Here is an 11920-nt window from a genome sequence, read left to right as displayed (position 1 = left end):
AGCTTCCTGGGCCCCTGCGGCTTCCGGTCCCTACGGATCTTGAAGTCCATCGCACACCTTGAGCTGGGGTGTTGCGACGACCGTTAGAACCCAAGCGTGCGGCCGGGGGCTCCGCCGTGTACGGGGGCGGGTGCGGTTCGGTGCGAACACGGCGACGGCCCCCGGGATGCTTCCCCCGGGGGCCGTCGCCGTGTTCGGGTGTCCGTACTGCCGCTGCGTCGGGTCAGACGTAGCGCTCCAGGATGGACGATTCGGCAAGGCGGGACAGGCCCTCGCGGACCGAGCGGGCACGGGTCTCGCCGACGCCCTCGACCGTCTGCAGGTCGTCGATGCTCGCGGCGAGCAGCTTCTGGAGGCCGCCGAAGTGCTCGACCAGGCGCTCTATGACCGTGTTGGGCAGGCGCGGGATCTTCGCCAGCAGGCGGTAGCCGCGCGGCGAGACGGCGGAGTCCAGCGACTCCGGCGAGCCCGAGTAGCCGAGCGCCTTGGCGACGGTCTGGAGGTCCAGCAGCTCGGCGTGGGTGAGCGCCTCCAGGTCGGCCAGCACCTCGGTGACCGTCCGGCCCTTCTTGGCGGCCCGCTCCGGGAAGTAGTCCCGGGCGACCAGTTCGCGCTCCGGCTCCACCCCCGCGATCAGCTCGTCCAGCTGGAGCGAGAGCAGCCGGCCGTCGATGCCGAGCTCCAGCACGTAGCCGGCGATCTCGGTGGCGATCAGCCGGACCATCTCCAGGCGCTGGGCCACGGCGGTGACGTCCCGGACCGTCACCAGGTCCTCGATCTCCAGCGCGGAGAGCGTGCCGGCCACCTCGTCCAGGCGCAGCTTGTAGCGCTCCAGGGTGGCCAGCGCCTGGTTGGCGCGGGACAGGACGGTGGTGGAGTCCTCCAGCACCCGGCGGGTGCCGTTGACGTACATCGCGATCAGCCGCATCGAGTGCGAGACCGCGACCACCGGGTAGCCGGTCTGCCGGTTGACCCGCTCGGCGGTGCGGTGGCGGGTGCCGGTCTCGTCGGTGGGGATGGTGGAGTCCGGCATCAGGTGCACGCCGGCCCGGACGATCTTGGTGATGTCCTTGTCGAGCACCACCGCGCCGTCGAGCTTGCACAACTCGCGCAGCCGGGTGGCGCTGAACTCGACGTCCAGGACGAAGCCGCCGGTGCACAGGGACTCGACGGTCTTGTCGAAGCCCAGCACGATCAGACCGCCGGTGTTGGCCCGCAGGACCCGCTCCAGGCCGTCACGAAGCGCGGTACCGGGCGCGATGGCGGTGAGGGAGGCCCGCAGCAGGGCCTCCTCGCGGGAGGCCTTGTCCGCCCCCCGGTCGCTGGCTGCCACGTGACTCCTCCGGTCGACCCGTGCCGCGCGCCTCACGCCGTGCGCCGGTCCGCGGTCTGTTGCTCTGTCGCTCAGTACCGCTCGGTACTGCCTTCTGGCCAATGAGACTGGGGAAAGTCTAACTGTGTGTGGCTTCGGCAGGGCTTGGGTCAGCGCAGTTCGTCGGAGTCCAGCGGCTCCCAGCCGTCCATCAGCTCCTCGGGGTACGCCGCGGGACGCTCCGTGGCCCGGGAGGAGCGCGGGGCGGGCGGCGCCGACGGTGCCTCACCGCGCGGCTCGGTGCGCGGCTTGGCGGCGGAGCGGCGGCGGCCCGGGATGGCCCGCAGCGCCTCGCCGATGTCGGCCACCTCGACCACCTTCATGCCCGGCGGCACCTTGCCCGGGTCCGGAGGGACGAGGGCGTGGGTGAAGCCCAGCCGGTGCGCCTCGGCGAGCCGCCGCTGCACGCCCGTCACCCGCCGCACCTCGCCCGCCAGGCCGACCTCGCCGATCGCCACCAGGTTGCTGGGCAGCGGGGTGTCGGTGGAGGAGCTGGCCACCGCGAGCGCCACCGCGAGGTCGGCGGAGGGCTCGCTCAGCTTCACGCCGCCGACCGTCGCGGTGTAGATGTCCTGCTTGCCGAGCTTCACCCCGCCGTGCCGCTCGACCACCGCCAGGATCATCGCGATCCGGGGGGACTCCAGGCCCGAGGTGGTGCGCCGAGGCGAGGGGATCTGCGAATCCACCATCAGCGCCTGCACCTCCGCCACCAGCGGGCGCTTGCCCTCCAGGGTGACGGTGAGACAGGTGCCGGGAACGGGCTTGTCACGCCTGGTCAGGAAGAGGCCGGACGGGTCGGCCAGGCCGACGATGCCCTCGTCGTGCAGCTCGAAGCAGCCCACCTCGTCGGTGGCGCCGTAGCGGTTCTTGACCCCGCGGATGAGCCGCAGCCGGGCGTGCCGGTCGCCCTCGAAGCTCAGCACCACGTCCACCAGGTGCTCCAGCAGACGCGGACCGGCGATCTGACCGTCCTTGGTGACGTGGCCGACCAGCAGGGTGGCCATGCCGCGCTCCTTGGACGCCCGGATCAGCGCGCCCGCCACCTCGCGGACCTGGGCCGGGCCGCCGGGGGCGCCGTCCAGCTCGGCGGAGGCGATGGTCTGCACCGAGTCCAGGATCAGCAGGCCGGGGTTGACCGCCTCGATGTGCCCGAGCACCGCGCCCAGGTCGGACTCGGCGGCGAGGTAGAGGTGCTCGGAGAGCGCGTTGATCCGGTCCGCGCGCAGCCGGACCTGGCCGGCCGACTCCTCGCCGGTGACGTACAGCGTGCGGTGCTGCGCGGTGGCCGCCTTGGCGGCGACGTCCAGCAGCAGGGTCGACTTGCCGACACCGGGCTCCCCGGCCAGCAGCACCACCGCGCCGGGCACCAGGCCGCCGCCGAGCACCCGGTCCAGCTCCGGCACGCCCGTCGAACGGGCCGTCGCGACCTGGCCGTCCACCTGGGCGATCGGGCGGGCGGGCGCACTGACCGGGCCGGCGGCCGTGGTGCGGATCGGCACCGCGCCGTACTCCTCGACCGTGCCCCAGGCGTTGCACTCCGGGCAGCGGCCGACCCACTTGGGCAGCTGGTTGCCGCACTCGGTGCAGCGGTACGCCGGGCGGGGCTTGGCGGTGGTCTTGGAACGCGGAGGCATGCGGCCCACCGTAGCGCCTGGGTGTGACAACGACGGTCCGTCGGCGGGCTCGCCTCGCATCCATACAGATGGGCGATGCTGTTACCCGAAAGAAGTACATACGCGGGGAATGGTCGGAGTCAGCCGACCGCGTTCTCTACCGTCGGACGGGTGACGACGAGAACCGTTGGGCCGACCGGGGCGGTCGGGCCGGGCAGGACCGGCAAGTCGGGGTGGCCGGGGTGGCCAGGGTGGTCGGGGAGGCCCAGCGGGCCGAGCGCTCTGACCGGGACGGTCGGGGCTGCTGGGACGGCCAGGACGGCCGGGGCTGCCGGGCCGGCCGATGCTGACGGGGCCGGGGCTGTCGGGCCGCAGGCCGCCGCCGCGCTCGCGGCGTACGAGCGGCAGGCGGACGGCCTGTTCACCTACTGCCTCTCGGTGCTCTGCGAGCACGACGCGGCCGCCGACGCCCTGCGCGAGGTCCGCGAACTGGCGCGGCGGTACGGCGCACGGCTGGCCGAGCCCGGGCTGCTGCGCGCCTGGCTGTTCTCGCTGGCCCGGTACTGCTGCCTGCGCCGGCTCGCGGAGGGTGGCCCGACGGTGGCCGGGGGCGACACCGGGCGGACGGCCGGGGACGAGCGAACGGTCGAGGGGAACGAGGCCGAGGCGGCCCGGCGGCGGCGCGAGCTCTCCTCGCTCGCCTGGCCCGAGGCGGCCGGCACCGACCCGGAACAGCGCGAGGCACTGGAGCTGTCCGTCCGGCACCGGCTGACCCCGCTGGAGGTGGCGGCGGTGCTGGGCCTGCCGTTCGAGCGGACCCGCGCGCTGCTGGCCGGGGCCGAGACCGAAGTGGCCCGGACCAGGGCGGCACTGCTGGTGCTCGGCGTGGGCAGCTGCCCGGAGCTTGACCGGCTCGGCGGAGCCGGGGCGGAGTCCTGGCGGGACTGGGTGCTCGGCCCGGCACTGCGGCGGGAGCTGGTGCAGCACGTGGTGGACTGCCCGACCTGCCGGGGGACGGCGGAACGGGTGGCCGCCGACGAGGCGGCGGGGGGTGCGGCGGGGCTGTCGGGGCTGGCGCTGCTGCGGGCTCCGGTGGACGCCCGCGGGGCGCTCGCTGCCACTGGCGCGCTCGCCGGCGCGGCCACCGGCGCGGCGACTGCTCGGGTGGCGGCGGCTCGGGTGGCAGTGCCGGGGCTGCGCTTCGACCAGAGCGGCTTCCCCCGGCACCGGGCGCCGGACGCGGGGCGCGGGCTGGCGGTGCGCCGGCGGGTGGTGACCACCGGGGTGCTCGCGGCCGTACTGGCTGCGCCGGTGATCGCGCTCTGGGCCGGGCACCGGGGCGACGGCGGATCGGATTCGGCGGCCTCGGTGTCGGCGGTGCGGGTGGAGGAGGCCGGGCGGCCCGGCGGGCAGCAGCCACGGCCCGCCTCGGGCGGCCCGACGGGATCGGGTGCGTCCGGCACGCCCGGGCTGGAGCTGGCGGGAGCCGGAGCCGGGACGGGGATGCTCGCGGGTGGCGCTGGTGTGGACGGTGCAGAAACGTTGCTTCCCGGCTTTCCACGGCTCACCTTCCAGGGCGCGGTGATCCCGGTCCCGGCCCACGGCACGACCCCGCTCGGCAGCCCGGCCCTGGTCGCCGCGCCGGCGGTCGACCGGGCCTCCGCCACGGGCACCGGCGAGCCTGCCCCGGTCGGGCTGCTCACCGTCGAGGCCGCCGAGTACGGCAACCGGACCGTCCTCACCCTCACCAACTCCGGCACCACGGAGATCCGTTGGCACGCCGTGACGGACTCCGGCTGGCTCCGGCTCAGCCGCGACTCCGGTGCCCTGGCGCCCGGCCAGCGGATCACCGTGATCGTCACCGTGGACGAGGACCAGGCTCCGGCCACCCACTGGACCGCCCGGATCGCGCTGCCGCCCTCGCAGGCGGTGGTCACCCTCGAGGGCGGGCCCCACAATCGTGGCGGCTCCACCTCCGCCCCGGCCGAGCCTTCGCCGTCCTCGTCCTCCACGCCGACGCCGACCGGTTCCGCCAGCGCCTCGCCCACGTCGACCCCATCGCCGTCCGGCCCGTCGACAGGCTCCCCGTCCCCCTCCGACACGGCCACCCCGCCGCACCCATCGGGCACCACCACGGCCACGGCCTCCCCCTCGGGGCAGTGACAGCCCGTACGACTCGCCCGCGCCACCACCTGGTCGCCCCTCGGGCCCGCCGAGGCGCAGGGGCACCCGAGTGCGTGAGAAGTCGACCCCGCCGACTTCTCACGCTCAAGGGGGTCCGGCATCAGCGGCCATGTAGACCGGTCTACATATTCCACCGGAGAGCCGCGCCGAGGACGCACAGGAAGTCGACCCGACCGACTTCTCCTGCGCCGCAAGGTCAGCCCGCCGGGGCACTCGGACATGGACTACTCCCCTTGTGCGCAGGAAGTCGGCCAAGCCGACTTCCTGCGCTGGGTGCCATTCCGGTCCGGGCGCCCGGCGGACTGGGGCACGGGCGTCTTCGTCCCTCTCGGCAGAGAGGGCGTCGCTGCGTACGCGAGAAGTCGGGCCGGCCGACTTCTCGCGCACGCGATGGGAATGGGGGCAGGGACTACGGCGGGGGTCAGGGGTGGTTGCGGCGGAGGATGGTTTCGGCGAGGTCGACGGCCTCGCGGACCGGGACGAGGCGGCAGTCGGCGGTGCCGATGCGGGCGGTGGCGATGCCGTGGGCGGTGCGCAGGACTTCGGCGCCGAGTCGGCCGAAGTGGAGGTCGTCGAGGTCGGGGGCCCGGAAGGTGGTCCAGCCGTCCGTCCCGACGCAGCGGTACTCGCGCACCGGGACGTCGGGCATGCGGAGGTCGGCCAGGTGGAAGGCGGTGAAGCGGTCCATCGGGACGCCGAGCATCAGCACCCGGGCGTCCAGGTCGTAGAGCCGACCGAGCGGCGACTCCGGGCCGAGGTGGGAGGTCAGCGGGTGGTGGCCGGTGATCTCCCGGGCGAGCCGGCCCACGGCCGCCCAGGAGGTCTGCGGGTGGTGGCTGCGCAGCGCGCCCGGGTGGGTGCGGACCGCCTCCGACAGCGCCCCCACGGAGGGCGAGGCCGGGGTGGTGGCCGGGTCGAAGCGGGGCATCCGGGCCTGGTAGCCGGCCGTCTCCGCCGGGGAGAGCCCGGCGGTGGCGGACTGGTGGAGGCGGGAGGTGGCGGAGTTCTCGGGCGTCGCGGTGTAGGCGACCAGGGTGCCGTCGGGGCCCAGGACTTCGAGCAGGGCCCCGACCACACCGGCCGCCCCGCCCGGCACCGGTCCGAGGGCGCGCAGGGACGCCTGGACGTGCAGCACCGTGCCCGGGCGGACCCCGAGGTCGGCGAAGTCACGGACGAGGGGATGGACGGGGGAGGCGACGGCGACGCTGCCGGCGCGGGATTCGGTGAGGATGGCGTTTCCCCGGGGTTGATGGCCCCGGGCGAGGGGGGACCCGGGGCGGCGCGAGTGGGAGGTCAGATCCGGGCCCGTTCCCGCCGTGCCCGGTCGGCCGCCTGCTCGGCGGCGGCGGGCAGCGGCAGGTCGAGCCAGGGTGCCACGGTGGCACGCATGCCGTCGGCGAAGCGCGAGCCGGTCCCGGTCAGGGCCCCGGACGACGCCAGCCGCTCCACGGCCTCGGCGGTGTACCGCCGCCAGAGCGCGAACTGCTCCCGCGCCAGGTCGGCGGCCGCGCCCGGCAGTCCGTCGTACGCGCGGGTGCGGGTGCCCCAGTACTCGGTGACGGCCAGGTGGGCGTAGGTGCCTTGGAGCAGCCCTTCGAGCGGCCGGGGGTCGGGCCGCCAGGGGGCGAAGTAGAGCGTGGTGTCGGCGCGGTCGTACAGGTCCGTCAGGTCCAGCACGGCGCCGAGCTTGACGTGCTGGAACTCGTGCGCGAGCAGCAGGGCGAGGGTCGGCGCGGTGGCCGGCCGGGCGATGCCGACCGCGCCGTACGCCTGCCGGGCCGCCGAGCTGACGTCCCGGCCGGTCGGGCCGGGCCGCAGCGGGGTGACCGTCGCCAGGCCTGCCCGGATGCCCTCGGCGTACCCGGGCAGGTCCCGCCCGAGCAGCTCCCAGGCCTCGCGCAACGCGCCCGTCCAGTCGAGGAGTTCACTCTCGGACAGGTGCTCCGCCACCGGGTGGTCGTGGCAGTCGCGCAGGGGGTCGGCGTCCTCCAGGGCGACCGTCCAGCCGCCGGCCAGCCGGACCCGACGCAGCGGTTCGTCCAGCGCGGTGCGCACCGTGCCGTCGGACGCCCGCACCTCGAACCCGTCCACCCGCCCGGTGACCACGGCCTCGCCGTCGGGTACGGCGATCCGGCCGAGCGTCGGCAGGTGCAGCCACCCGCCCCGGACCGGCACCGGCACCGCGTCCCCCCGTCCGGCCCGCACCGCGGCCGCCGCGGCGAGCGCGGCCAGCGGGCCGAGCCCGACCGGGAGGTCCCCGGCGAGCCTGCGGGCCGCCCAGGCGCGGGCGTACGGGTGGGCGAGCACGGCGTCCACGGCGGCGGGGGCCGCCGCGTCGAGCTCCGCCAGCAGGGCCCACGCCTCGGCCCGCCCCTGTCCGGAGGCGTCCCAGGCGGCGGCCAGCATCGCCCGGGTGAGGGCGAGTTGGGAGCGGCCGAGCGCGGCGACGGTCTCCGCGCTCCCGTATCCGCGCGCCAGCTCGTCGAGTTGCGACGGGGTGAGCGCGCCGGGCAGCAGCGGCTCGGCGCCGGGCCGGGGGGCCTCGGCCGCCTGCGCCGGAACGCCCGTCGAACTCCCGTTCCCCGCAATGCCGTTGATGAACGTCATGAGATCACCGCAGTAGACGGAGGGATGGTCGAAGCTGCCTCCTCCATCGTCGCTCCGATAGCGGTGGGCGTACAGCCCGCCACCGCAGGAGCGGACCACGGAGCAGGCGCGGCAGGCCTCGCTCAGTCCGGCCAGGCCGGACTGGCGGGCGGCGATGCCGGGGTGGCGGGCCAGGTCGTCGAGGCTGTGCGCGAAGACGTTCATGCCGGTGACGGGCGCGCCGTCGTACGCGGTCTTCAGGCTGTCGGCCTGCTCGAAGGTCCCGTCCGTCTCCAGGACCGCCAGGTCGGAGGGCTCCAGACCGAGCGACTCGGTGAGGCTGGAGAAGCCCCGCAGGGTCCGGTGCACGGACTCGAAGGTCCGTACGGCGAACGGCCGTCCGTCCGCCTCCCACAGCCGGTGGACGGTCAGCAGCCAGTCGGCGTACGGGGTGGCACCGAGCGCGGCGGGGCGCTTGGGCGGCTCGTCCCAGGTGGCGTGCGGGAGCAGGAAGTCCACGGCGGGCGGGCGGAGTTCGGCCAGCGCCCGGTACACGGCCACCGGGTCGTTCTCGACGTCCATCGTGCACAGCAGCCCGGCGAACAGGTGCCGGTACTCGGGCTCGTTCAGCAGCGTGACCGCCCGCAGCACCTGGGGGTGGCTGCTGCGTCCGTCGGCGAACCGCCGGTGGCGGTCGTTGGCGGCCCGGTCGCCGTCCAGCGAGATGCCGACCCTGATGTCCTGCTCCGCGAACAGCGCGCAGAAGTTCCGGTCCAGCAGCACGCCGTTGGTGTGGATGCGCAGGTCGAGCGCGCAGCCGGGCGGGAGTGCCGCCCGGAGCGTCCCGGCGGCGCGGCGCAAGCGGTCCGGGCCGGCGAGCAGGGGTTCTCCCCCGTGCAGGACGACCCGGACGGCGGGCAGCCGGTGGGCGGCCGCGTGCTCGCCGATGCGCTCGGCGGCCTTGGCCATGATCCCGTCCGCGATGACCTTCGGCCGGGAACGCCAGCTGCTGTCCGCGTGCTCGTAGACGTAACAGTGGTCGCAGGCCAGATCGCACCTGCTGTGCATCTTGACCACGAACTGCGTCAACGGCAGCGGAATCGACGTCGTCATGGAACTGTTCGGTTCGGTTCGGTCGGCTCGGTCTGGGTTCCGCTCGGAGGTCCGGGCCGGGTCAGATCGAGGAGTTGAAGGCGGCGACCGGCACGAGGCCGGATTCCGCGCCGGGGAGCGCGCGCTGGAGCCGGGAGGCGAGCTCCTCCGCGCCGAGCGCGGCGAGATCGGCGAGGGAGGGGCGTTCCGGCGTCTCCTGAGGGTCAGTGAGCTTGCCGGCCGGCCTGGTGCTGGTTACCGGAGTCATATTCGTTTCCTTAGGCGCGGTTAGGACCTGCCGAGGGTGGGTAAGCCCACCCGGTTGCGACCAAATGTAGTGCCCGCGAAGACTCCGCGCGGCACCTTGCGGACTCACGTTGGGCTCCCCAGGCGGCCGACGTCGCACGACAGCGCGCTGAGGCCCCAGAATTCACCCGTTCAGCGGTCGCGCACTTCGCCCTGGCGCACGCCGAAGCGCGCCACCGGGACGGGCCCCGCGACGACCGGGACCGGCACGACCGACACCGGCACCGACACCGAGACCCGCACCGGGACGAGGATCGGGACGAGCAGCTGGACACACCCCCGGAGTGCCCCGGGACGCACCCCGACAAGCACGCCATCCGGCCAAGCGTCCGATGCCCGGCTTTCATTCCCCCGGCTCTCCGAGCCTCCGGACGACCCGCACCATCTCCCGGGCGAACTCCAGCCCGCTCGATGTCAGTTCGCCACAGCCCAGGAGCGTCTCCCCGGCGGCCAGGGTGTGCGTCCGCCAGCGCACGAACTCCCCGTGCGCGCGGGCGGCGTCGCCCGACCCGGCGGCCGCCTCCGCCCGCCAGAAGTCCGCCACACCCAGGTGCGCGTACGCCCCCTGGAGCAGCGCCCCGGCCGGGCGCGGGTCGGGCCGCCAGGGGGCGTGGTAGACGGCCGCACCGTTGGGGCGGTGCAGCGGCACCAGGTCCAGCAGGGCGCCGAGTTGGACGTGCAGGAACTCGTGCACCAGGGCCAGCGCCAGCAGCACCGGATCGCCCGGCAGCGAGGCCGCCACCGCGCCGTACGCCCGCCGGGCGGCGGCGCTCACCGCCTCCCCGCCGGGGGCGGGCCGCAGCGGCACGACGGTGGTCACGCAGGCCGCGACGGCCCGCGCATGACGGCGGTGCCGGCGCACCAGGACGTCCCACGCCTCGGCCAACCGCTGCTCCCAGAGACCGAGTTCGTCCTCCGCGAGCGGCCCGGCCAGCGGCCGCCCGTAGTCCACCCGACGCGGACCGGTGTGGTCGATCGACGGTGTCCAGCGCAGCCCGTCGCACTCCAGCCGGAGCCGCAGCCCGGTGTCGGGGCGGAGGAACTCGCCCAGCCCGCCGAGCGGAACGCCCTCCCCCGCCGCCGCGCCGCGCAGGCAGTCGGCCGCCCAGGCGTCCAACTCCGGTCGCAGCAGAGCCTCTTCCCAACCGGCCCGGTCGTCCCGCTGGAGCGCCCGCACCCGCGCGTACGCCTCCCGGTAGCCGTCGTGCTCCGGCGCCGCCCGCCGCAGCGCCAGCAGCAGCAGCGCCCGCTTGCTCAACTGCCCCGCGCGCAGCAGCCGGACGGCCTCCGGACCGCCGCGCGCGCCCGCGACCGCCAGGAACGTCTCCCGGTCCACGCCGTGCCGGGGCAGCCCGTCCGCCCCGCGGGCGCCCGGTACCCCGGCCGCCACCACCTCGCCCGTACCCGCCACCGGTCCTCCTCCTCGTGTGTGCGGCTTCCGGCCCGGTCGGCCGGCCCATCGCCCAACCCGTCCGGCCCGCCCGCAGTCTCCCCGCGCCGGGGCGGATCAGCCGGACGGCGGCCGGGCATGACCCGGACGGGTGAGCCCGACCGCCGCCGGCCGCACCCGGCTCAGCCGCGCACCAGCCCCGCCACCCCGGCCCGCAGGCGCCCCGCGATGTGCCGGATCAGCCGGTCCAGGTCCGCGCAGTACACCGACGGGTGCCCGAAGCCGTCCCCCGCGTACCGGTGCGCGTACAGGCCCCCGCCGCAGACCCGGGCCAGCGGGCAGCGGGCACAGACCGGCCCGAGGCCCGCGAGGCCCCGCTGGCGGGCCCGGAAGGCCGGGTGCATGCCCGCCCGCCCGAAGCCGTGCCGCCACACGTCCAGGCCGGTCCCGGGGGCCCCCTGGTAGGCCACCTTGAGGCTGTCCGCCTGCTCGATCGTCCCGTCCGCCTCGACCACCACCAGGTCGACGGGCGCCAGCCCGACCGCCTCGCTGGCCGCCCGCCCGCCGAGCAGCAGCACCGCCAGCTCCTCGAACAGCCGCACCCCGGTCTCCCGGCGCGGCGCGCCGTACCAGCGGTCGAAGGCGGCGATCAGCCACTCCCCGTACGGCGCCGGCTCCACGCGCGACGGCTCCACGCCCGACCGCGGCTCGCCCCACGGCGGTTCGTCCGGCACCGGACGCGGCCTGACCCCCGGCGGCGGCTCCCGCCAGGTCGCGTGCGGCAGCAGCAGGTCGATCCGGGGCGGCGCGAACTCCAGCAGCGCCTCGTAGGTGGCCACCGGGTCCGACTCCAGGTCGACGACGCAGAGCAGGCCGGCGAACAGCTCCCGGTGCCGGTCCGAGCCGAGCAGCCGCACCGCCTCGGCGGTGCGCGCCCAACTGCCCGCGCCGGACGGCAGCCTGCGGTGCCGGTCGTGGCCGGCCCGGGTGCCGTCCAGCGAGACCCCGACCGCGACCCGGTGGCGGTGCAGCACGTCCAGCAGGGCCGGTTCGTCCAGCAGCCGCAGTCCGTTGGTCTGCACGGTGAACCGCACGCGGGGCCGAATGGCCGCCAACTCGCGCAGCAGGGCGTCCAGATGGGCAGCGCCGACGAGCAGCGGCTCGCCGCCGTGCAGCACCACGGACACCCCGTCCAGCCCCTGCTCGGCCGCGTGCTCCTCGATCCGCCGGGCGGTGCGGCGGACGGTCGCGAGCTCCATCCGCCGCGGCCGCCCGCGCCAGCTCTGGTCCGCGCCCTCGTACACGTAGCAGTAGTCGCAGGCCAGGTTGCACCGACTGTGGATCTTCAGCAGGAACTGCCGGAACGGCACCATGCCC

The 11920-nt window shown here is 75.4% G+C and carries 8 protein-coding genes; 1 reads left to right on the top strand and 7 read right to left on the bottom strand.

Annotated features, from left to right (window positions below):
- Positions 1-223 precede the first annotated feature (223 nt).
- Together disA and radA are read right to left on the bottom strand one after the other, a co-directional pair.
- Entirely contained in the window at positions 224-1282 is a 1059-nt protein-coding gene (disA, locus tag ABZ449_RS22035; RefSeq protein WP_188306273.1) for a DNA integrity scanning diadenylate cyclase DisA, read from the bottom strand.
- Between the two features lie 200 nt (positions 1283-1482).
- Positions 1483-3006 (bottom strand): DNA repair protein RadA, encoded by a 1524-nt coding sequence (radA, locus tag ABZ449_RS22030; RefSeq protein WP_360348317.1) that lies wholly within the window; start codon positions 3004-3006, stop codon positions 1483-1485.
- A gap of 150 nt (positions 3007-3156) precedes the next feature.
- On the opposite strand from radA, the gene ABZ449_RS22025 reads away from it, so the two are divergent.
- Positions 3157-5148, top strand: a complete 1992-nt coding sequence (locus tag ABZ449_RS22025; protein ID WP_360348314.1) for a sigma-70 family RNA polymerase sigma factor — start codon at positions 3157-3159, stop codon at positions 5146-5148.
- A gap of 442 nt (positions 5149-5590) precedes the next feature.
- Here ABZ449_RS22025 and ABZ449_RS22020 read toward each other — a convergent pair whose 3' ends face one another.
- From ABZ449_RS22020 to ABZ449_RS22000, 5 genes are all read right to left on the bottom strand, one after another.
- Entirely contained in the window at positions 5591-6304 is a 714-nt protein-coding gene (locus tag ABZ449_RS22020) for an AAC(3) family N-acetyltransferase (RefSeq protein ID WP_360348311.1), read from the bottom strand.
- Positions 6305-6462: 158 nt separating this feature from the next.
- The gene (locus tag ABZ449_RS22015; protein WP_360348308.1) at positions 6463-8868 is read right to left on the bottom strand and encodes an FxsB family cyclophane-forming radical SAM/SPASM peptide maturase; all 2406 of its coding nucleotides are present in this window, start codon (positions 8866-8868) and stop codon (positions 6463-6465) included.
- Positions 8869-8929: 61 nt separating this feature from the next.
- Complete coding sequence (locus ABZ449_RS22010) at positions 8930-9115, bottom strand: hypothetical protein (RefSeq protein ID WP_355268748.1); 186 nt, start codon at positions 9113-9115, stop codon at positions 8930-8932.
- 381 nt (positions 9116-9496) lie between these two features.
- Positions 9497-10564: an HEXXH motif-containing putative peptide modification protein gene (locus ABZ449_RS22005; protein WP_360348305.1), complete on the bottom strand. Its 1068-nt coding sequence runs from the start codon at positions 10562-10564 to the stop codon at positions 9497-9499.
- A gap of 161 nt (positions 10565-10725) precedes the next feature.
- On the bottom strand, positions 10726-11916 hold the full coding sequence (locus ABZ449_RS22000; protein ID WP_360348302.1) for an FxsB family cyclophane-forming radical SAM/SPASM peptide maturase: 1191 nt from the start codon (positions 11914-11916) through the stop codon (positions 10726-10728).
- Positions 11917-11920: the final 4 nt, after the last annotated feature.

This window comes from Kitasatospora sp. NPDC005856 (assembly GCF_040629945.1).
Lineage (GTDB): Bacteria > Actinomycetota > Actinomycetes > Streptomycetales > Streptomycetaceae > Kitasatospora.
The sequence above is the reverse complement of the archived record's forward strand: the minus strand, read 5'-3'. Positions and strand labels throughout refer to the sequence as shown.